The following is a 22266-nucleotide window of genomic DNA, read 5'->3' as shown; positions in this document are numbered from 1 at the left end:
CCGGATTGCGTTCAGGATTGCGCGGTTCGGACTGCCGCGTGCCGTTCGCGCGGCGGGCTTTGAAATCCGACTTTCAACGAGACGAGGAGATAGACCATGATCACATTGTCATTGGCCGACACGGAGACCGTGATTCAGGCTGCTTTCAACCGTTGGCTCGACCACGACCCATCGTCGTTTACGATTCGCGTGGGCGGACACGAGGTGCGCGTCAACATCGAATTGCGCGACCAGCGCTTCGATTGCGGAACACCCGGCTACAACATGCGCAACGCGGACGTCCCCGCGCTTCGTCAGTGGGTTCCGCTCCATATCAAGAACGCCGGGGCCGTCGGAGGCTTGGCGCCGTGCAAGAATGTGGGCGATGCGGGGCAAGTCAACGCGGTGCTGCGGGTGTCCGTCATGTTCAACTTTCACGTCAACCTCGTGAACCCGTGTGATGCCTCGGCGGATTGCTAGTGCACCGTGCCCGGGACGTGCTCCGTGCCCGGGACGGACGCCGTGCTCGTCGCGGTAGGTCGAACCGCCGCCCCACGGCCCGGGCGCCCGTGCGCTACGGGCCCATGCCGCTCGCGATACCCGAGAGCGCCAGGCGGCGCATCGACGCGAGCTCGGGTTTGTCCGCGATCCGATAAAAGAGCGTCTGGTTGTCGCGCCGGACGGTGACGAGCCCGTAGGCTTTGAACTTCGCGAGGTGCTGCGAGACCGCCGACTGCGAGACGCCCAGAATATCGGCCAGATCGCACACGCACACCTCGCCGAGCCGGTCGAGCAGGTAAAAGAGCCGGAGCCTCGTCGGCTGCGCAAGGACACCGATCACGGCCGCGCGCTCGTCCAGATCGGGGGTGAAGGCCATCGCCTTTTTCCAGCGCGCGATCCGGGCGCGACCGGTCTCGGGGGGTTCGCATCGGACGGGCATTCCGGGTCCTCACGCGCCGCGCAGCGCGGCGGCGATCCATGCGACGGGCGGAGCACCCTCCAGGCGGCCGCCCACCCGATACAATCGGCATTGAAGGCTGAAATCGCGGCGCTCGCGCGCACCCGGCTCGACGTCCACGCCATCGACCCGCACCGTGGGCGAGCCCAAAAAACGGCGGTCGATGGCCTCCTCGAGGCTGCCGATTCGAACGACGGAGACATCCACGGCGACTCCTGCGTCGGCGGCGGCCCATCGCACCCGCTCGATGGCCTGGTCGAGGTGGGGGCATCCTTCGAACATCATGACCTCGATCGGCTTCATCGATTCGACCCACGCCCATCCGGCAACGCCGCTTCGTATCCAAGATCGTTGATCGCCGCCACGTACGCCTCGAGGCGGGCCGGTGCAGGTTCATAGCGCACGGTGGCCGTTTGCGCGGCCACGTCGAGCCGGAGATCGTGGAAGCCTCCGAGCTTCCCCAGGGCGGCGCTCAGCGGCAGCGCACACGCTTCGCAATCGATGCCGCGCACGGAGACCACCGCCTCCACCAGGTGGTCCGGCGCGTCGGTCGCGGGACGTCGCGCCGCCCAGGGTGCGAGTGCGGATGGCGCCACCGCGACGAGGACGACGATCGCGCCCCAGAGCCACCCCATCGCGCGCGCCGCCTTCTCCTCGCGCGCCGGCGCGCAGCCGCATGCGTCGGGCTCTGCGCCCCGCGGCGTTTCGCGCATGAACGCGAACCCCGCCGCGAGCAACAGCGCGGCCAAGGTCGCGGCATACGGTCGATAGGTCCCGAGGGCCACGGCGAAGGCACCGCCCAGCCCCAGGGCGCCTAGGACGAGCGGCACCCAGCAACACGACGACGCGGCCAGGGCGGCCAGCAGGGCACCGCCAAATGTCAGCTTTTTGACTCGATCACGCGGGGTGGGCATGGTCTAGGGTTCGTGCGGCCGGTATTAGTACATTAGTATGTACTTAAATACGCGCCGTGCCAGCACCTTCGCAGGAAATTCGCTTCCCCCGCGCCGGCGAGTGGACGGCGGCTACGGAAGCCCCGACGCGCAACGCGCGGGATCGTTCACGATCTCCAGCACGGCAGGCTTCAACCGGGCGTCGGAGAGACCCCGCACGAAGTCCTGCCACGCGGCCGAGGCCGGCGCGCCCGGGATGAGCGCATAGGCCGCGCACACCGCGTTCGAGTGCACCTCTCCGAACCAATGGTCGACCGGATCGTGGAGAACGCCGTTCAACCCGGCGAGGGCCGCGGTGTTGGCGGAGAGGGTCTCGCCTTTGGTGGCCACCACCCCATGGAGCGCGTGACCGAGCACCCTTTGGTCCTGGGACTCCGACAGCAGACCGGCAAAGAACGCGCGCCACGCAGGGACGTCTGCCTTGGGCACCAGCGCGTTCTGCGCATATTGGGCCAGGTTGGCGACGGCGATTCCACGCTGGTTGAGCGAGTTGGAGCGCTTGGCGATGCGCGACCAAACGGAGAATTGCCGGGCCGGTCGAAGATCGAATTGGGACAAGAACGCCACCCGATGCTCGCTCACCCCGCCGAGCGGGAGCCCCGACTCGAGCCGAGCCCAATCGACCGCGAACAGCCGCTCGACATCGACGACCTTGCCGCACGCGGCGAGCCGCTTCTCCCCGAGGGCGGAGAGACCCAAGGTGGGCGGCTGCCGAAGCAGAGCGCGGGCGATGGTGCGCGCCCACCCCGCGCGCGCCGGCCCATCGAGCGCCGGATCGGCGGCGACGTCGCAGGCGCGCTGGACGGCCAACGTCTTGGCCACCTCGGAGTCGAGCTCGCCCACGAACGCCTCGAAGGCGTCGGGGGCGATCGCGGGCAAGGTCCTCGCGAGGACGGTCGTTTGATGCGTGCCGCCTGCGCGGAGCCATCGTGCGCGCGCCGGCTCGCCGTCCGGCACCAGCAGCGGCACCACGCTCGCCTCGTAGCTCGCGGCCGACGAGGCGCTGTCCTGGGCGGCGAACACCTTCAAATCGGGGTGCACGTCCAGCGGGTCGATCACCAGGAGCTCACCGGGCACGCGGCGCGCGAGCGCGACGGGGGTATCGAGCTCCAAGGTTTGCTCGCGCGTCGTTCCATCGGGGGCGATGAACCGGACGGTCACGGGGGTGATGAAGGCGCCCTCGGGATCGCGAAGGGTGACCAGCGCGCCGCCCTCGGGCAAAGCCTCCACGCGAAGCCTGGGGATGCTCTTCGCGACCAGCGCGCGCTGCACCCCGGCCGTCGTCTCGGCCCCGAGCCGCGGCGCGAACGCGCGCACGAACGCCTCGGTGCCGATGGTTCCGTAGCGGTGCTCGCGCAGGACATCGCGCAGCGTCCTCCAGAAGGCGGCCTCTCCGACGATGCTTCGAATTTGGGTGAGCAGCCACGCGGCGCGCGCATACGGCCCCGTTCCATAACGGAGAATGGGGATGGATCGATCGCGAACGATGGGCTCGCCCTCGCGGGGCGCGCGGCCTTCGCTGCCCAAGAGCCCGACCTCGTCTTCATCCAAGTAGGTCCGCAGGTTCTCCATTTCGAGGAGGGTGGCCATTCCTTCCTTGAACCACGCGTCGTAGAACGTCTCGTTGGTGACCAAATCACCGAACCACTGGTGCGCGAGCTCATGGCCGGCGACGTCGAGCCCGTCGTAAAGCGCGTAATCCAAATAGGACTCTCCGAGGAGGGTCACGGTGGCGTTTTCTTCGCCCCACGTGCCGGGCATGAACACTTGCGCGTAGCTCGCGAACGGGTAGGGGCCCACCAGCCTCTCGAACGTCTTCATCGCGCGCGATGTCTCCCGGAACACGCGGTCGTAGTCGTTCGGGATCCCTCGGCGGTGCCAGATCGAGAGCGGGGGGCCGCGACGTCCGCCTTCATGGTCATGGTCGTGGCCGGGACCTGCATGCGGTCTTTCGCGTTCGAGCTCGCCGGCCGAAAACGCCATGATGTACGTCGGCAAGGTGAAGCCGCTATCGTATTTCACGCGGTGCGTATTCGTCGCACGATCGAATTCGTCCGAGACGAAGTTGCCATTGGCGATCATCGTCTCATGGGCCGGCAGCCGCAGATCGACCGAGAAAATCGCCCGATCCGACGGCGTATCGTGGCTGGGCATCCAGAAGTGCGCCCCGTAGCGCTCGGAGAACGTAAACGCCGCGCGCACTGGCGCCGGATCGCCCTTCAGCGCGGGCACCATAAAGAAGCGTGCATACTGCACATAGTCGGACGAGACGACGCCCTCGGCCTCGTAGTCGATCTCGAGCCGGATGGAGTCTCGCGCCCGCGCCTCGCTGGGCAAATCGACGCGCAGCTTCTGGCGCTCGGTATCGACCGTGAAAGGGAGCTGCGCGCCGCCGGCGCCCCGCACCGCCTTGATCGCGGCGACCGCGCTATCGAGGACGATGGTCGCGAGCCCGCGAGGCTGCAAGGTGACGCCCACGGTGGCCACGAGCCGGCTGCGGGTCCAGTCGAGCTCTCCTCGGAGATCGTACCGCGCGACGTCGTAGTCGGTCGCCTCCGCCTCCAGCGCCTCGGCGGCGCGGTCGATCGCGGGCGGCGGTTCGTCCGTGCTGGAGCATGCGATGGCCAGCAAGGAGAGAAAGGAAAGGCCGAGCCTTCGCGCACGATGCTTGGAAAAGTGGGAACGCGCCATGGGGGGCGATATTTTAGCAGACATGTTCGTCGTTTTAGTGGACGAATCTCCGCGGCCCTGCAGCGGGCATGGCGTGCCGGTGGCACGATTTTGTAAAATCGTGCTACGCATCGACCAGCGCGCCGTGAAAAACGCGCTCGATCCGGACAACCTCTTCGGCGCCTCGAACCACGGCGTTCGCGGCACGGTCGTCTTCGAGAAGGAGCCGGGAGCATGATCCCGCGCACCGGCGCGCCCGAGCTTCCCCAGCCTGCGCGCACGGCGCCGCTCACCATGGCGTCCGAGCGCGCTTCGGGCCCTACGGCCTAGGGTCGCATCGAGCGCTCATTGGGAGCACCCGCGCGACCGTTCAACCCTTCAATTTGCCCAAAAGCCAACTCCCCGCCGACTCGGGATGCTCGTCGAAATAGAACTCGCGGATGGCGTCGAGCAAATCGCGCGATGCGATGTAGCCATCGCCATCCCGATCGAGGCGACGATGAATGTCGCGGGCGTCCGCCTCGGGGAGGTTCATCAGCGATCCTGTCCAGCGAATGTGCTCGGCGACGTCGAGGCGGCCGTCTCCGTCGGTATCGGCGATGGCGAAGATGGCCTCGAGAAACGGTACATAGCCTTGGTCGAAAGACTCCGGTGTCTCGAGCAGCCCCGTGACGAATGCCTCTTCGTACTCCGCCAAGTCGATCCGGCCATCGCCATCTCGATCGGCCGCGGAGGCGAGATGCTCCCAAAGCCCGAGGCTCAGCGCGCGCAACCGCTGCAGACGTGCGTCGTCCGCGTCTAGACCGAACGCGCGCCCCATCCTCTCGACCGACAACTCGAAATCGACCCGCTCGATGGCGCCATCACCGTTCGTATCGAACGTCTCGAATCGCTTGGCGAGCTTGCGCTCGAGAAATGCCGAGATCCCCATCGTTCCTCCGCATCATGGCGCGCTCGCGCGGCGGGAACAAGTTTTCCGATCGTGTGCTCGCCTTCACCTTCACCGAGGTGTCGTTCGTCACGGGCATGTGGTCTGCGTCGTCGATGTCTCGATTTCAACATGACGGGTCAACATCGCGCGCGGGCCCAGGCAAAGGCTCGGCGCGAGCCGCCATCGATTTCGAGCAACCGGCGGGGCAAGCGAACCGATGAAGCTGCGAAAGGTCACGGGCCGCCCTCGGGGGGACTCGTGGAATGCACCGATGCGCCCTCTTTTTGCGTTTGCATTCTCGACGGTATGCCTTCTTCAAGGCTGCGCCTCCGGCGAAGGCGCCGGAGCAGGCATCGTCCCCATCTTCGACTCGCGGTGGGGAGAGGCCAAACGCGTGCAACAGCACAACGCAGCCGCCGCAACGCCGGCCATGCCCCACGCCCCATCGGCCGATCGAGCCGAAGGCGGAGCCACCCGAGAACCGGTACGCACCTACCGAATAAGGGCATATGCGACAACGACCTACGCAGCGCAGACCATCGACTGGAAGCGTCGATTGAGCGACCTTCTCGACGACGCCAATCGGGTCCTCGGGCCGGCCATCGGCGCACGGCTTCAACTCGACGAATGCCGCAGCTGGGGTTTGGCGAGCGAAGACGATCTCCCATCGACATTGGCGTCCCTGAGGAGCGCCGATGCGGGCGCCGATGTCGATTGGGTCATTGGCTTGGTGGGCGCGCTCCCGCGCTTGTCGTCCTCGTTCCACGACATTGGAGTGGCCGAAATCGATGGCAAACACGTGATTCTTCGGGCGGCGGGGGAGCTCGGTGAGCTCGCAGCAGCCGAGCAAAATTTCGAAGCACTGCAGGCCGATGAGCGCGCGGAGCTCGTGCGCGCACGAAAGCGGCATCGCGCCGTGGCCGTCCTTCTCCATGAAATCGGCCACACCCTCGGCGCCATCCACACCCGCGACCCTCGAAGCTTGATGTCCCCGCAGTACGATTCCCACATGGACGCGTACGGCGATCCGTCCACATCCTTGATGCGCGCGACCCTCTCCCACCGTAACGACATGGACCTGCGCTCCCGCGCACGGGCTCAACTCACCATCCTGGACGGCGCACCGGAGACCACCTGGATCCCGAGCGAGCGCAACGCCACCCGCGCGCGTCTCCGCAATGTCCTCGAGCCCTCGCCGCAGCCGACCACCGCACCAGCCGAAAAACCATTGCCGAACGACATCGCCGCGCTCCCCGAGAACGACCGCTCTCTCTACCTCCAGGCGCTGCGCGCGTACGAGAACGGCGACATCACCGCGGCGTACGACACCGGGCGCCCCCTCTTCGGCTCGCGCCCAGACGTGTACTCCGTGCAAGATCTGCGCTGCAAATTGGCACTCGCCGCCGGCGGTGCATGGTCCGGCACCCGCGCCGAATGCGAAGCCTTGATGAAAATTGCCGGCCCCAAATCCGACGCTTCACCCAAGAAGCGATCACGGTGAATCGGTATATCGGAGCCGGTTCGAAGACGAAACAACCAAGTACCGGATCCTGCACGCCCTCGAGGCCATCGGGCACGCTGCCGCGCCCGCGATGCTCATCGCCATTCGGCACGCTCTGGGAGCGTATCGGGACACGCGGCATCCGGCCAACGCGGTGCTCATGGCCATCGGCTCGCCGGACACGGTGGTCGCGATCGCCGCCGAGCTCCAACGAAGGGCCGTCCGCAAGAGGCGGGGGGATGGCGAACGTTGTTATCTGCTCCTCGAGACCCTCGCGGAGATGCCGATCCATGCGCTCCGAGGTGCGCGGGGGCTGGCCGGGGTTCTCAGGGGCGTTCGAAAGAAAACGTCGCTGCGTGAGCTTGCGGATTCCATGGTGAGAAAGCTGATGCGAAGAAAGGTCCAATGTCGCGCACGCACACTCCCCGTGTGTCTCGATCGAGCATGAACATGGTGTCGCCTTTCCGTACGCGGCTTACCGAAAGGATCGCATCGCGCAGTCCCAAGATGGTTCGAGGGTCGATGCGGCTGAGCAGCAGCGTGGGGGATCGAGCACGAGCCGAAGATGTTGAATATACCACCGCGTCGGAGTGGTGGGCAGGAGCTCGGCCGGATTACAATTGGTGTGATGCGCTATCTCAAGCCCGACGATCCGCGCGCCGAAGGGGCCGACGTTTCGGGTGAGGTGTTCGGAAATTACCGCGCGCTCGAGCGGATCGGTCATGGCGGCATGGCGGCGGTTTACCTCGCCGAGCATGTGTCGATTGGCGGCAAATTCGCGGTCAAGGTCCTGCGCACCGAGCTCGCGAGCGATCCCGATGCGACCGCCCGTCTGCTCAATGAAGCGCGGGCCAGCGCTGCGATTCAACACCCGGGGATCGTTCAAGTCTTCGACGTCGGGGCCTTGCCGGGCGGAGCTCTCTACATTGTCATGGAGTACCTCGAGGGACGCGATCTGCGCGCGCACCTCGCGCGCCAAGGGCCTCTCCAGGAGGGGGTCGTCATCGAGATTGCGCGGCAGGTGGCGAGCGCCCTGCATGCCGCACACGTGCAGGGGGTGGTTCACCGGGACCTCAAGCCCGATAACATCTTTCTCGTTCCCCAGTTGAGTGCGCGCATGGGGCTGCAGGTCAAGGTCCTGGACTTCGGCATCGCCAAAATCGCCAACCAGTCGGGGCACGTGACCCAGTCCGGCGCGCTGCTTGGAACCGTGAGCTACATGTCCCCGGAGCAACTCGAGGACTCGGCGCGCGTCGATGCGCGGACGGACGTGTATTCGCTCGGTTGCGTGATGTTCGAGATGGCGGCGGGCCAGCCCCCGTTTTCAGCTCCAGGAAAAGGGGATTTGGAAATCCTGACATCCATCTTGCAGTCGCCGTTTCCGTCCGTGCGCGCGTTCAATCCAGCCATTTCGCTGGAGTTGGACGCGCTCATCGCCGCCGCAGCGGCCCGGGATCGCGGCGTCCGCGTCCCGAGCATGGAAGCGTTGCATATCGGCCTCAATCGAATCGAGGAGGCCGAGCGGCGCCTGCGCTTGCGTGCGCCCAGCCCGACCCCGGCGCAGCACATCACGCTCATCCAGCCCGGTCGCGCGGCCCCCGTGGACATCGTCGGTGGCGCGACCTTGCATGACCTTCGGAGCCCTGTCGCGGAGAGCGAACCGCGCGCGCCCGAGCAAGGCACATGGGCGCGGTCCGGGGCGACCCTGCACGATCGTGGAATATGGCGCGAAGCGCTGGACCGCACCAAATCGTCGTTCGATGAGAACGATGCGCACATCGTCCTCGCGCTCCTTCAGGACCTCTTTCTCGACGTGGATCCCCAGGCGGATGCCAACCTGTTCGCGCTGCATGGCCCGCTCCGCGAGCTTGGAGAGCATTCATTCTTTTGCCTGCTGATGCCGGAGCGCAGCAACGAGCTCGGCACCGCCGTCTTCGCCGACTCCAGCAAGGAGCTCGAGCGCATCCTGAAATCGCTCGGGGCGGCGGCGCGCAAGATCGTCTTGGTGGTCACGTCTGCGCCTGCGCTCGGATCGGGGGTGCGGCGCAAAATTCTCGACTATCGGCAGGCCTTCAATGCGTGGGTGCTGCCGCTCTTCGTCGCCGAGCTGCGGGCGGCGCATCGCCGAGGGGGCGACCCTGAAATGGTCCGTCTCTTCTTCGAGCGATTGACCGAGCTCCATCGGCCGCTCGACCCCTTCGACGACGTCGGGCCCAAGCGCGATGCGCTCAAGTTCGTCGGCATGTGGGTGCAGCGCAACGAGCTGGTCGCGGCCTTGCACGAGCCCGGTCCGATCGTGGCCATTTCCGGGCTGCCCGGCAGCGGCAAGTCGTCCCTCGTCAACATGGCCGAGTATGACAGCCTGGCGAAGTTCCATCGCGTGCGCTGCGCGAGCGCGGCCGATCGCACGGTGGACGGGCTGGTGGCCGAGATCTGCGCCGTGCTGCGCAAGAGCTTCGGATCGGCGTCCAAAGGGGTGGGCGGACTACGGAACGTCGAGGGACAGCCAAAGCTCCGTGAAACGCTCTTCGCCGCGGTGCCCGAGAGCACGAAACCGGGCGAGGTGGTGCTGGTGCTGGAGGACGTGGACTGCCTCTTGGAACCGCTCTGCGCTCCCGCATCCGACGCGCGGGTCGAGTGCAGCAAGGCGCGCGCGTTCTGGACCACCCTCGCCGCTTTGTGCGAGCAGGATCGCATTGGAGTGCTGGTCACGGGCGTGCGCACCTCTCTCCTGAAAGAGAGGCGGCTCTCCGATTGGGAGAACCCGCTCGCCACCCACGTGCGCTCGATCGTCATGGATCCCTTCGGCGAGGACACCTGCGCACGCTACGTGGCCGATACCGGCTTGATGGCCAACCTGCGGTTCGAGGAGGGCGCGACCAAAGCGGTCTACGAGTGGTCGGCGGGATACATCGATATTGCGCGCGCCATCGGGAGCAAGGTCTTCGAATCGAAGCAGCTTCGCAGCAGCAACGAGAGATTCTTCGAGCCCACCATCGTCGCGCCCGAAGACGTCCGCACCGCGGCCGCGCAGCTCGCGGGCTCGATCGAGCTCTTCCGCAATGCGCTCTCCTGGCTCTCGAGCAGCGAGCGCGCGGTGCTCGATCATGTGGCCGCGCAGAGGCCGCGCTCCGTGCGCGCGCTGCACCGAGGGCTGGCCGTCGACGTCCCGCGGGAGCAGACCGCCGAAGCGATGCGCTGGCTCGCGCGTCTGGGCTTGGTCTCCTACGACCGGGGCCGTCATCGCGTGCGCGGCGCCCTGCTCGAGCGCTGGCTACGCCTCAACGCGGTCCCCGCCGACCTCGAAAATTCGCAGCGCAATATCCGAGGGTTGCTCCTTGGGCTCACCCTGACCGGAACGCTCCTCGCCATCTGGATGGGATTGGTCGTTCTGCATCACGTATCGCGACACCCGACCACCTCCAGGGATGGCTGCATCTACGAGGCGTTCCACGACCAGTACGGGATTCCGGGGGCCGAGTACGAGGTCACCATTCGCTGCCAATGCGAGATGCACGGAACGAACATACGACTGCGTGCGGTCGACACGGCTTCCACCTTCGACAAGCAGCTCGGTCCGAGCGAGGCCGTGGCGTGCGACGCACAATCGCGCGCGCGGCGCATTTCGATCCACCTCGCCGAGCCGACCGAGGGCGCGCAAGCCGCGACCTTTGCGCTCACCGACGGGCATACGGACCTCCTCTCGTTCGCGATCCGAAGCAGCCCTTGGATCAAGGCGGGTGTGTCGCTCAAGACCGCCTTGGCCTATCTCGCCGCAATCCCTGCCGCCATTGGAGGCATCGCCACGTTCTCCAAAGAGTTCTTGGCGGCCCTCCGCCGGCTCGCACAAACGTTCGGCCTCATGCGCCACCGCCGCCGTTTGGAAGCCGATGCGGGGCCACGGAACGTGCCGCGCTCGTCGGGGTGAAACGTTGCGTCTGCGGTCGTCGGAAGATGGGTAATCGCGTGCGCGCCCACCTCGTTGCGATTATGCAACTTCATCAGCGCTCGGCGGAACGATTCTTAAGCAGAGCTTGCGATGTGGGGAGTTGCTCGAAGAAATCGCGGACGGGCTGAAGCAAAGCCGTGCGCCCGCAAGCAATTTAAACTATCGTGTGGGTCGCACAACCGCAGGCGAGCTCGTCGCCGTCCTTCGCGTCAGAATATCGCGGGAAAAACACGAGGACGCGCACGGGTGTACCATTGACGACGGGAGACGATATCGACACCAAGAACGAATTCTATTTGTCGCTTGGCGGGGAATCGTCCATACGAACGTCAGCCAAAGGGTGGACGAGATGAAAACTCATTCCATTTGTGCCGATTCGATCGCGCGCGGGCAGAAGCGTGCACGCGTGGCCGGTCTCGTTCGCGACGTGCGAGGCGTTTCCAGCGTCGAGTACGCGCTCGTTCTCCTCGCTATCTTGCTCGCCGCGGGCGGAGCCTATCGACTCCTCGGGCAGCACGGTGGCATCGCCGCCGACAAGGCCACGGCCACGCTCTTGGGGAGAAATCCGACGTCGAACCCTGGCAATGGTGGTGCGGGCGGCAGCGGCGGATCGTCCAGCACCGGCGGCAATTTCCCTGGCTCTGGAGGTGGTGGCGGAGCAGGGGGAGGCGGCAGTGCGGGCGGCGGAGCGGGAGGTGGCGGCGGTGGGGCCGCAGGTGACGGTTGGGTGTGCGACACGACGAGCTGCCGTCCGGGATCGGGCCAATGCTTCGTCGCGGGGACGCTCGTCGCGACCCCGGAAGGGGCGCGTCCCATCGAGCAGCTCGTGGCCGGCGATCGCGTGCTCTCGCGGGACGAAGAGACCGGCGAGTTCTCCGCGCGCGCCGTCGTTCGGACCTTCGTCCGCCCGGCCACGGGCCTCGTCGACGTGCACATGGCGCGAGGCGATGAGGGCGGGACCGACGTGCGGAGCACCGCCGGCCACCCGTACTGGACCCTCGCGGCCGGGTGGACGCGCGCCGACTCGCTCGCGCCCGGCGACATCCTCCTCGATCCGCGCGGCGCCGAAATCCGCGTCGTCGCCGTGACCCCGCGTGCGGGGGAGGAGCTGGTCTACAACCTCGAAGTCGAGGGGACGCACACGTACTTCGCCGGTTTGGCCGGCGCGTGGGTCCACAATGTCAATCCGAACTTGGCGCACCTTCCGCCGCCCAACCTCCCGGCCGACCCGGCCACGTGGACGCCCCAGCAAGCCGAGTCGCTCGCGTCGTATCTGCACGATCGCTTCTATGGAAGCAGCAACCAGTCGCACCAGGGGACGACCGTCGCCGTCGGCGTTTACCGTCTGCCCAACGGCCAGACGAGCGTGATCGTCAATGTGAGCGGCGACAGCTGGGGAGGAGCCGGCAGGACGTCCGATCAAATCCTGCAGAACGACCAGAGCGGCCGTCTCCCGCTCGGAAACCAGCCGCCCCCGGCGATGCGCGATTACCTCGCCCAGAACGGGTGGGGGTACATGCGCGAAAATTTCCACGCCGAGACCGGCCTGGCCACCTATGGAAACATGAACAACGCCCAAGGCGTGGTTGCCGGGGTGAGCCGGCCGTTCTGCAACACCGGTGTTTGCGAGAGCTTGATGGATCAAACCTTCGGCCTGGCGAATGTCGGTGTCCGACAGAATGTGCCGTCCTCCACGCAAATCAACGCGCAGGCCGATCAAATCGCCGCCGCGGCGGCCGGCGGTGGCGGTGGCGGCGGCGGCAACAACAACGGCGCGCCGGGGCCGTCGAACCCGTCTAGCAATGGATGCAATTGAGGGCGTGGTGCAGATTCCGGATCACGCCACGATCGTGAAATTCGAAGCAACCTCGTTGAAGCGACGGCCGAATGCCCGTTTGTGACCGCGGACGGTCCGGGGTCACCGCGAAAACGAGGTATCCCGTATGGTTCTCAGGCAATGGCGAACCGCCTTTTGGTTCGTTCCAGGCAGCTTTTGTTTCGCTCCTATGTTCGGGTGCGCCCTCTCCGGCGACGAGCCGCCAGTGGTCGAAACCGACCCGCGAACCATCGGGCAAGGATCCTCGTTGGCTGCGGGCGCCGATCCGCGCGCGGCGGTGTCTCTGGCCGAGCTTCCCTCGTGCAACCAGGTCGCGCCCGACGGCATCGGCGGCGTGCTCAACGTGGCCAACTTTGGCGCAAAGCCCGATGGAAGCGACGCCTATCCGGGCATTCAGGCCGCGATCAACCGCGCGTGCGCGTTGGTGACGGGAACCTCGGAGGCACCGCCCGCCGTGTATCTGCCGCGAGGGCAGTACACGACGAGCCGCCCGTTGGTGGCGACCTGTACGGGCTTCGAAATGTTCGGCGCGTGCCGAGCCGGCGTGGAGATCGCGCCGGCGTTCCAGGGGCCCGCGCTCGTGGTCAACCCTCCTACCGGCGACGAGATCCCCTCCGCGCCGGGATTGGACGGAAGCGGCAACGCCGCAAAGGCGCAAGGACCCGATTGGCACCTGGACCTGCGCGATCTGCCGGCCGTGGAGCTCGAGGGCAAATCGCAGCTCACTGTGGAAGCGTTCATCAGGTTGAGCGCGAGCGTCGAAGGTTACCGGAACGTCGTGATGAGCTACGGTTCCACGCCCCCCATCCCGGGCGGTGAGGCCTTCGCCCTCGGTGTCCAGGCCGCCAGCGCCACGACCCCGCCCTATGTGAGGGGCGTGCTCACGGCCGGCAACAAGGTGATTGCCATCGGCAAAACCGCGTACGCGACGAACGAGTGCGCCGACGCGCAGCCCGACCACGGAGCCATCTCGCTCGACCAGGAGCACCACATCGCGCTCACCTACGATGGATCGATGGCGAGGCTCTTTCTCGATGGCGAGAAGGTATTTTGCATGTCCATCACCGGCCCGGTCCGTCAGCAGCCCGACGAAACGGTGAGCGTGGGACCCGGTTGGTTCGGGCTCGATCGATGGTCGTTTCTATCCCCAATCGATGGCCATATCGATTCGGTGCGCATTTCCGACAAGGCCAGGTACACGAGCACGTTCAAGCTCTCCGAGACGCCGCACTCCGAGAACGACGCCCACACATTGGCGTTGATCGATTTCGAACCGCTGCCCGCTCCCCCTCCGGCGCCGCCGGGCCAGCCCGCGCTCGGGAACCCGCCGAGCCTCGTCCTGGCGCGCTCGCTCGGAAAGGATTTTTGGCTTCCCATACGGGGCCGGAGCACGGCGCCGTTGCGCCTCGTTCAAAATGTTCGCCTCCACGATTTCACCATCGCAGGCGGAATGGGCCTCGTCACGTACAACATGGCCACGTCCCAGTTCTGGAAAATGACGTGCCGCGGGTGCGATTACGGTTTCGGCGCCCTCGGCAACAATTGGGGATCGCACTTCAACGACCTCCAGGCCACCGCCGCACCGGAGCGCGGACGGTACGGTCTCATCTCGTACAGCGCAAACGGCAGCGAGTTTCACGATATCCAGGTCTCCGGACAAGCGTTCCCATTCGCGATCGCATCGGGCGCGCAAACCGTGACCTCGAATGTGACGGTCACCGCCGACAACGCAAAGACCGTGTACGGGATGTACCTGTACCGTACGAGCCCGGTGTTGAACGGCGTGACCATCCGCGCGAGCGGAACGAGCCCCGTGTGGCGGGGCGCCATCGCAGCAGCCGAGCCGTGGGGCACGTTCCAACTGCAGCGCGGCCAAATCGGCAGCGCGCAAAACCCGAATGCGCCGGCCCCTCCCATCTTCCTTCACCGGTTCGTAGACCCAAAGGTACCGGAGATGGAGAACCCCGGGGCGGTCATTCAAGGCACGTCGTTCACGGGGACGGCGTCGGCGACCGAGATCGTCCACGCGGTCACGTCGCAGGGGGGCATGCATCCAAAACCGGTGGTCATCCTCGGCGCCACCAAGGACTCGAGCGTGCCCTGGTCGAACGAGACGGCGACGACCATCGTGCGTCCCACGGATCCCTCGGTGGTGCCCGATCCGAACGTGGTCGCCGCCATGGCACCCGGATCCGATCCGGTGCGAGGTGTCGTGGCCAAGAACCGCATCTTCGACGTGACCAGCTACGGGGCGAAGCTCGACTCGTCCGATGATGCGTACGCGGCCATTCAGAGCGCGATCGACGCAGCTTGCGTTGCCCAGAACAACGGCACGCCGAGCACCGTCTTTTTCCCCATCACCATGAAATTTTGGGTCGTCAGCAAGCCGCTGCTCGTCCACTGCAACGGCTTGCGCATCGAGGGCGCGCAGCGCGACAGGAGTAGGCTCTTCGCGGGCTTTGGCGCCGGGCCGTCCCTGGTCCTCGAGCCGCCCGGCATGACCGGCCTCGATCTCGTGCCATCGCTCTTCGGCTCCGGCCAGGCGATGAAAACCAACGGCAGCTCGTACTGGCTCAATCTGCGAGACGATCATCCGTCCGGAGAGCTCGACGGCCTCGGCTCGTTCACGGCGGAAGCGGTCATCGACGTGACCGCGGGGTCGAACGGGTACGGCGGCATCGTGCAGAGCCACGGGTGCTTCGGCAGCGGGGGCGTGCTCCCGGGGTGCACGTCGGCCTTTTCGCTCGGCATGAATGGCCAACGCCTGGTGGCGTCGATGACGGTCGGCGGTAAGTCGTATTCGCTGGAGGGGGGGACGATCCCGCTCGACACCCCGTATCACGTGGCGTTGACCTACAGTGGGTCGGCCATCCGGCTCTTTGCGAGCCGCCTCTCGGACAGCGGAAGCTCCTCGATGGATGGCGCTGCGAGCCAACGTTCCACGGGTAAGAACGTCACGGCCGGCCCGAGCGATCCGACCGATCCCTGCGCGATTGGAATCAATCCGCATCCGGGGCTCCTCGCCTGCGTCAAGGCGTCCGGGCCCGTGGCCCAGGGGCTTCACGAGGACGTGACGGTGGGCCCCCGAACGATGGGCTTCGACCGCGCCGTTCGCGATCCCGCCATGACCGGCGTGATCGACGTGGTCCGTCTCTCGAACAAAGACCGATATCCGACGACGCCGACGTCGACCGCATACAAAACGCCTGCGTCCAAGTTTTCGGGGGACGCCGACACCTTGGCCCTGGTCGATTTCGTGACGCAGGTCTCCAACGGAACGAACACCGCGTTTGCCACCCGAGGCTATACGTCATCTTGGAAAAACGTGTGGTTTCCCGTGCGGCGCACGGCGGAGCCGAACGGCACCGCCGAGGGCAAGCTCTCGAATGTCACCGTGCACGATCTTTTGATTTACGATCGATCGGGGCTGTTTGCCATGAACGCCGTGGGCGGGCACTACGCGTCGTTGGGGCTCAAAAATTCGGGGTTTGGGATGCTGCTCCTCGGAGATAGCTCGGACTCGACCTTCGATGACGTTTATACCGGGGCCGGGGTGCGTCTGGGCTTCCTCATCGTGAACGGCCATCGCAACGTCTACAACAACCTCGGCGCGGGGGTCGGGCAGATTCCGCTGGTGGTCGTGGGCGGTCTCGATCAGTACTTCCAGAACGTCCTGGTCGATACGCGGGGCGGCGTGTACGGCGCCATCTTCATCGACGCGGGTGCCACGGTGCAAGGGCTCTATACCGACAACGAAAAGCCCTCCGACCTCTGGAAGAGCTCTTTGGTCGTGGTCAACCCGAAGACGACGTTTCAACTCTTCAAGGGAGAGCTCGATCAAGCCGACCAGACCCCCGATCAGATCAATGGCCTAAAGCCGGCCGCGATCCCGGTCATCGTGGACGGCGGGCAAGGGATTCGTCTCATGGGAACGACCGGGCTGCCGGGGACCGCCCATTCGTCGAATCTTCCGCCGAGCTACATCTACTTCAACTCGCCGCCGCAGCAGAAGAGCGTGGCCATCGGCATGAGAACCTACGACGTGCGCATCCCGCTCTCGAACACCTCGACCAACTTCGAGGAGCTCGGCAACTGACGGGCAAAGCGCGTCCACGATCCGCATCCCAGCGCTGCGTCGCGGCGCTGGGTGCGCGGCCGCGTTCGACGTCCTTGCGCCCCGCTGTCCGACGTTACAGCACGCCGCGCACGATCATCACGGCCAGGACCGCGCCCAGCACGATGCGGTAATAGCCGAACGGCTCGAGGCCGCGCCGCTGCAAATAGCGCAGGAACGCCGCGATGACCGCCCAGGCGACCACGAACGAAGTGATGAGCCCGAGCGCGACATTCACGCTGCCCAGAGCGGCGAGCTCGCGGCGCCCCTTGAACGCTTCGTACAGGGTTGCCGCGCCCAAGGTAGGTAGGCTGAGGAGAAACGAGAACTCCGCGGCGGTCGCCGTGGACAAGCCGGTGAGCTGCCCCGCGACAATGGTGCACATCGAGCGCGACATCCCTGGCCACATCGAGAAGCACTGGGCGAGGCCGATGGCGAGCGCCTTCGTGAGCGTGACATGCCGGAGTCCATGCGCCCCTTCGATCCGTTTGGCCGCGCGCACCCGCTCGACCGCGATCATGACGATGCCGCCGACCACGAGCGCGGCCGCGACCGGCACCGGCCCGAACAGGTGAGCCTTGATCGCTTTTCGCGCGACCAGGCCAACGACCGCCGTTGGCACGAAGGCGACCACGAGCGCAACGAGCAGCGCCCGCGCCTCGGGATCTCCCGTGGCGAGGCCGCGCATCCGTGCGGTGAGGAGGCTGCGGTAGTGCACCACCACCGCCAGGATGGCCCCGAGCTGGATGACAATCTCGAACGAGCTCGCGTCTCCGGCGCCGAGCAGCAGGCCGGCAAGGATCAGATGGCCCGTCGAGGAGACGGGGAGAAACTCGGTCAAGCCTTCGACGAAGCCAAGAAGGATGGCGACGAGGGGGTTCATGAGCGTCAGCTGGTTAGCACGGCCCGCCGGCCGGCGTGATGTTTTGACGGGCTGCGTCGATTCCTCGGGCCGCGATCGCGCGAATCGGCCGCCCGGTCGCACTCGGCCCCGCAGCTTGCGCACGACGACGCCGAGCCGCGTCTCGGCGGAGAAGTAGCCGGGGCGACATCGGCTCGCCCGCCCGCATCACCGGTACGGTACCGTGGTCCGCGTTGGGCCGTCGTCGTTTGCCCTTGCCAAAATGGATGCCGAGCGCATCGTACCGTCTCCATGAGCCCCACACTCCGCCATGGCTGCACCCTCCTCGTGTTGTCCGCGCTGGTGTCTTGCGCGGGCGAAAAGCCCGTCGTCCAGCAGCCCGAGTCCACGGTTGCGCACGCACCGGCCCCTGCTTCCAAGATGGAACGAGGCCTGCGCCTCTACGCGTTCGATTGCGGTGAGATCGACATTCTCGATATCTCTTTTTTCCACCCGGAGACGGGGACGGGCAAAGGCGAAAAGAAAAAGTTCGCCGCCTCCTGCTACCTCGTCGTTCATCCCAAGGGCACCCTCGCGTGGGACGCGGGCCTGCGAGACGATCTGGCCAAGCTGCCCGAGGGCAAGACGTTCGTCCGAAATGGCAAGCCCTTCGCGGTGCAGCATGTCCACAAGACGCTGGTCGCGCAATACAAAGAGATCGGCATCGATCCCGGCTCGATCGACTTCATCGGCATCTCGCATATGCACGCCGATCACAACGGGAACGCCAACCTCTTTCCAAAGGCCACGCTCCTGATGCAGAAGGAAGAGTACGAGGCCGCCTTCGGCCCGGAGCCCGCGAAGTTCGGTTTCGACCCGACCAACTATCCGACCCTCAAGGACAACCCCGTCAAGAAGCTCGAAGGCGACTTCGACGTGTTCGGCGACGGCTCCGTGCTGATCCGGCGCGCCATCGGTCACACGCCGGGGCATCAAACGTTGTTCGTCAAGCTCCCCAAGACGGGCAACGTTCTCCTCTCGGGCGACATGGTGCACTTCACGGAGAACTGGAAAAACCACGGCATCCCCGCGTTCAACTTCGACAAGAAGGAGAGCCTCGCGTCGATCGAGAAGGCAGAGCAGTTCCTTACCGCCCATCACGCCACGCTCTGGATCCAGCACGACTACGAGCAAAACCAGACGATCCGCCACGCCCCCGGCTACTATGAATAGCCTCGTTCGCGGCCCGTAGAATGGCCCCCGCCCGAGCGGGCTCGGTAGCCGGGCGTTCGTATCCATCGCATCGAGCACCCGGGGCGAGCACCTCGATGATCCGCGCGCGCGCACCCGCATCGATCACCCCGGCGAGCGCCTCGACGAGCCGCGCGCGCACGCATCGAGCGTCTCGACGATTCGCGCGCGCACGCATCGAGCGTCTCGATGAAAGGGGTCACGCGGCCGAGCGTGCGAGCGACGATAGGAGCGCGATCAGCTCTTCCGGGTCGACCGGCTTTGGGACGTGCTCCATGAAGCCGGCGCGCAGCGCGTTCCGGCGGTCTTCGAGCCGCGCGTGCCCGGTGAGCGCGGCGGCGGGCACCGCGCCGCCTTTTGCCTTTGGGCGAGCGCGCACCCGCCGGATCAGATCGAAGCCGTCTTCGCCCGGCATCCCGATGTCCGAAAGCAGGACGTCGGGCACGTCGTGCTCGAACTTCGCCAGCGCGTCGGGCACGTTGGCCGCGGTGCTGATCCGCGAGCCGCTGTCTTCGAGCAGCTCTCGAAGCGCCGCTCGGTTCTCCGCATCGTCGTCTACGACGAGCACGTGCACTCCACGAAGCGGTTGCGAAGGCTGCTCGGGCGGCTTCGCATCCAGCGATGAATCAAACGCGTCAGGGTTTTGGAGCGCGGGTGCGCTCAGGAATCGAGTGTCCAATTGCCCCCCGTTCGTTGAATGGTTGTTCGGATGTCCCTTGCAGGACCGACGCCACTCGAACGGTCCGCAAATAAGCGCCATTTTCCCCGATCCACGGACCGTTCGACCGCACGTCGTGGGTCAAAAATGGCCAATCTGGGCACGGGTGCCACGGCTAAGGCGCGAATTCGCGGGGAAAACGCCCGCGCGGTGGCGAGGAAGACGCGAGCGTAGGAACGCCCCGCGCCGCGCGAGGTGCTCCGGCGCCCCGAGCTCCGACGTCGTGCCGGCGGCCGAGGATCGTCGTCCGAGTGCCATCTACGTAGAAGGAGTCTCCGCATTTCGGCGCGTCACGGTGAAGGGCCTTTCGTTCCTCTTCGTTCCGCGCGATCCCATACCGAGACGACGGACGCTTGGTCGCTTACGGCGGTCGGTATGCCGGATACGATGCTGTCCGGAGAGCATGGCGATACCCGAGCGGCTGCATTGGGCGATTTCGAGGATGGGCTGCCGATCGCACGATCGCGTTTTGGAGATCGGATGCGGGCGAGGTCACGCGGTCGCGCTGCTCTGCGAGATCCTCACGGAGGGGAAGATCACCGCGATGGATCGATCGGCGACGGCGATCGCGGCCGCCATCGCGTTGAACGCGGCGGCCGTCGCGGCCGGGAGGGCCGAATTTCGAGCCGTGACCTTGGCGGAGGCGGATTTTGCGCGGGCGACGTTCGACAAGGTGCTCGCGGTGAACGTCAATCTGTTTTGGACGCGAGCGCCCGACAAAGAGCTCGAGCTCCTTCGGTCGTGGCTCGCACCGGGGGGAGAGCTCTTTCTATGCTGGGAGTTCCCCTCGGCCCAGGGCGCAGGTGCGGCCGAGCGGGCATCGCGATCGCTGGAGGCGGCCGGATTTGCCGTTCGGACGAAGATGGCCGGGCGGCTGGCCTGCCTCCGGGCGCGGCCGCGCGGGGCGTGACCTGCGAAGGCGCGCCGCGGGGCCCCGCGATGGGATCACGGCGCGGCCGCGGGACGCGCGAGGATCGCGTCGAGGTACCCGACCGCCGCCAGCTCCGCACGGTCGCGCAAGGTGATGCCGTGCCCGCGGCGCAGCTCGCGGTACAACTCGATCACGGCGCGCAGCGCTTCGCCGCAGGAAGCACGCTCGTGACGGCACAGCGTTCTCTCGAGCGCCGCCGCCGCCTCGGGTGAGGCCTGCTCGATGCGCCGCACCCCGGTTGGCCGCTTGCCCGCACGCACGAGCAGGAGCGGCCCGAGCACCTGCTGGCGCAGATAACCGATGAAATCGATGGCCTCGAACAATTCGCCGCGCCCGATCTTCAGCGCGCCATAGTGGACCCAGATCCAGAAGCGGTCCTCGATCCATTGCAAATCCGGCTGCGGATACTGGGCGCGGGCGCCGCCCATGGCGCGTGAAACATCGTCGTCGCGCTGCCAGAGGATCGCGGGATCCTCGACCCGGTTCGCGGCCAGATCCGAGAGCGCCGCGAACTTCAAATCGACGTGCAGCAACGGCGGGCCGTAGAGGCAAATGAGCAACCGCGGCTCGCCGACGTGCTCCCCCGTGAACGCCGTGAGGAGAGGCCCGCACCGCTCGGCGAGCGCAAGCCGGTCACGGCTCACGTCCGCCTCGCTCTCGGGGTAGACGGCGATGACGAGATCGACGTCCGAGTACTCATCCATTCCCGTGAGCCACGAACCACCGGCGGCCACGCCCGCGATGCGGGGATCCCTCGAGAGCTCGGCAACGATGCGGTCGGTCGTTTCGCGATGAATGGGGAGCATGATGTTCGCCGTGGTTCCTTCGACCAAACTATGGCTACACCATGGCACCACGGGTAGGCCCAGAATGGGGCCACTGCATGGTGCCAGCGGCTCGTGCGGGAGGACGTTCCCCGACGGAGCCGATGTCAGGGCCTCGCCGCGATTTCGAGGACCTGCGCCCGCGACGCGGTCGGCCGCCGACCGCCGACCGTCGACCGCCGATTGCCGACCGTCGACCGTCGACCGCCGATTGCCGATCGTCGACCGTCGACCGTCGACCGTCGACCGGAGGCTCCAGGTGTCTTCGCGAGTCTCCACCTCGCGCGGCCATGGGGTGGCCGTTCATCGACGAGAGAACGCGTATTTCCCATCGATATTGCACGTCTCGGACCATGGCGTGAATAAAAGGGATTCGTGGATGGCCATCCTCGGTCCATGAAATCGCGATTGGGTTTTACGCACCACGGGGCACTCGGTACGGCGGCTGCAATGAGCTCCTCCCGAACGCGGATGCCATATCCGCCCAACGAAAAGGAGACTCCCATGAAGAAGAACATCAAGGCGTTGAAGGATGCGAATTACCGACGCGAGCAGGGCCTCGACTCCGCGGAGCACCCCGCCGGCAACATCGATTTGGGAGATAGCGAATTGAACGCGGTCAACGGCGGCGGCACGCCGGCGACGGCGGCGATCATGGCCAGCATCCGGTTCTGCGCGGCTGCTGGACGAGGTGCGGGTGCGGCGCTGGGCAGCGCGGCGTCGGGCTGCCACAAAAAGGCATGGAATGGCGCAAAGAAGGCCTGGAAGAGGGTCAAGGGCTGGTTCTGATGCACCCGAATGGGACCCTG

Annotated in this window: 17 protein-coding genes; 9 read left to right on the top strand and 8 right to left on the bottom strand. The window is 66.2% G+C overall.

Going from position 1 to position 22266, the window contains the following annotated elements:
• Positions 1 to 96: 96 nt before the first annotated feature.
• Positions 97 to 459, top strand: a complete 363-nt coding sequence (locus LZC94_21555; protein WXB19797.1) for a hypothetical protein — start codon at positions 97 to 99, stop codon at positions 457 to 459.
• A gap of 94 nt (positions 460 to 553) precedes the next feature.
• On the opposite strand, the gene LZC94_21550 is transcribed toward LZC94_21555, so the two are convergent.
• From LZC94_21550 to LZC94_21535, 4 genes are all read right to left on the bottom strand, one after another.
• Positions 554 to 919, bottom strand: a complete 366-nt coding sequence (locus LZC94_21550; GenBank protein WXB19796.1) for a metalloregulator ArsR/SmtB family transcription factor — start codon at positions 917 to 919, stop codon at positions 554 to 556.
• Positions 920 to 928: 9 nt separating this feature from the next.
• A complete protein-coding gene (locus tag LZC94_21545; GenBank protein ID WXB19795.1) occupies positions 929 to 1240 on the bottom strand; it encodes a hypothetical protein in 312 nt (103 codons plus the stop codon).
• A complete protein-coding gene (locus LZC94_21540) occupies positions 1237 to 1851 on the bottom strand; it encodes a cation transporter (protein WXB19794.1) in 615 nt (204 codons plus the stop codon). The genes LZC94_21545 and LZC94_21540 overlap by 4 nt, the downstream gene beginning before the upstream one ends.
• Before the next feature lie 111 nt (positions 1852 to 1962).
• The gene (locus LZC94_21535; protein ID WXB19793.1) at positions 1963 to 4581 is read right to left on the bottom strand and encodes an aminopeptidase; all 2619 of its coding nucleotides are present in this window, start codon (positions 4579 to 4581) and stop codon (positions 1963 to 1965) included.
• On the opposite strand from LZC94_21535, the gene LZC94_21530 reads away from it, so the two are divergent.
• Positions 4580 to 4798: a hypothetical protein gene (locus LZC94_21530; protein WXB19792.1), complete on the top strand. Its 219-nt coding sequence runs from the start codon at positions 4580 to 4582 to the stop codon at positions 4796 to 4798. The genes LZC94_21535 and LZC94_21530 overlap by 2 nt on opposite strands.
• A gap of 132 nt (positions 4799 to 4930) precedes the next feature.
• Here the strand turns inward: LZC94_21530 and LZC94_21525 are convergent, their stop codons facing one another.
• On the bottom strand, positions 4931 to 5491 hold the full coding sequence (locus LZC94_21525; protein ID WXB19791.1) for an EF-hand domain-containing protein: 561 nt from the start codon (positions 5489 to 5491) through the stop codon (positions 4931 to 4933).
• A 430-nt stretch (positions 5492 to 5921) separates the two neighbouring features.
• Here LZC94_21525 and LZC94_21520 point away from each other — a divergent pair, with 430 nt between their 5' ends.
• The 4 genes from LZC94_21520 (at position 5922) to LZC94_21505 (ending at position 16874) form a co-directional block, all read left to right on the top strand.
• The gene (locus tag LZC94_21520; protein WXB20224.1) at positions 5922 to 6992 is read left to right on the top strand and encodes a matrixin family metalloprotease; all 1071 of its coding nucleotides are present in this window, start codon (positions 5922 to 5924) and stop codon (positions 6990 to 6992) included.
• Between the two features lie 628 nt (positions 6993 to 7620).
• The gene (locus tag LZC94_21515) at positions 7621 to 10920 is read left to right on the top strand and encodes a serine/threonine protein kinase (protein ID WXB19790.1); all 3300 of its coding nucleotides are present in this window, start codon (positions 7621 to 7623) and stop codon (positions 10918 to 10920) included.
• Between the two features lie 370 nt (positions 10921 to 11290).
• The gene (locus LZC94_21510; GenBank protein WXB19789.1) at positions 11291 to 12757 is read left to right on the top strand and encodes an HINT domain-containing protein; all 1467 of its coding nucleotides are present in this window, start codon (positions 11291 to 11293) and stop codon (positions 12755 to 12757) included.
• 226 nt (positions 12758 to 12983) lie between these two features.
• The gene (locus LZC94_21505) at positions 12984 to 16874 is read left to right on the top strand and encodes a hypothetical protein (GenBank protein WXB19788.1); all 3891 of its coding nucleotides are present in this window, start codon (positions 12984 to 12986) and stop codon (positions 16872 to 16874) included.
• A 94-nt stretch (positions 16875 to 16968) separates the two neighbouring features.
• Here the strand turns inward: LZC94_21505 and LZC94_21500 are convergent, their stop codons facing one another.
• Positions 16969 to 17775, bottom strand: a complete 807-nt coding sequence (locus LZC94_21500; GenBank protein ID WXB19787.1) for an undecaprenyl-diphosphate phosphatase — start codon at positions 17773 to 17775, stop codon at positions 16969 to 16971.
• A gap of 270 nt (positions 17776 to 18045) precedes the next feature.
• Here LZC94_21500 and LZC94_21495 point away from each other — a divergent pair, with 270 nt between their 5' ends.
• Positions 18046 to 18966 (top strand): N-acyl homoserine lactonase family protein, encoded by a 921-nt coding sequence (locus LZC94_21495; protein WXB19786.1) that lies wholly within the window; start codon positions 18046 to 18048, stop codon positions 18964 to 18966.
• A gap of 217 nt (positions 18967 to 19183) precedes the next feature.
• On the opposite strand, the gene LZC94_21490 is transcribed toward LZC94_21495, so the two are convergent.
• Entirely contained in the window at positions 19184 to 19552 is a 369-nt protein-coding gene (locus LZC94_21490; GenBank protein WXB19785.1) for a response regulator, read from the bottom strand.
• A gap of 592 nt (positions 19553 to 20144) precedes the next feature.
• Between LZC94_21490 and LZC94_21485 the strand changes: the two genes are divergently transcribed.
• Entirely contained in the window at positions 20145 to 20612 is a 468-nt protein-coding gene (locus tag LZC94_21485) for a class I SAM-dependent methyltransferase (GenBank protein WXB19784.1), read from the top strand.
• Between the two features lie 35 nt (positions 20613 to 20647).
• Here the strand turns inward: LZC94_21485 and LZC94_21480 are convergent, their stop codons facing one another.
• Positions 20648 to 21439 carry a nucleotidyltransferase domain-containing protein gene (locus tag LZC94_21480; protein WXB19783.1) on the bottom strand — a complete coding sequence of 264 codons (792 nt, stop codon included), beginning with the start codon at positions 21437 to 21439 and terminating at the stop codon, positions 20648 to 20650.
• A gap of 522 nt (positions 21440 to 21961) precedes the next feature.
• Here LZC94_21480 and LZC94_21475 point away from each other — a divergent pair.
• A complete protein-coding gene (locus LZC94_21475) occupies positions 21962 to 22246 on the top strand; it encodes a hypothetical protein (GenBank protein WXB19782.1) in 285 nt (94 codons plus the stop codon).
• The last annotated feature ends 20 nt before the right edge of the window (positions 22247 to 22266 follow it).

The organism is Sorangiineae bacterium MSr11954 (assembly GCA_037157815.1).
Classification (GTDB): Bacteria; Myxococcota_A; Polyangia; order Polyangiales; family Polyangiaceae; genus Pendulispora; species Pendulispora albinea.
The sequence above is the reverse complement of the archived record's forward strand: the minus strand, read 5'-3'. Positions and strand labels throughout refer to the sequence as shown.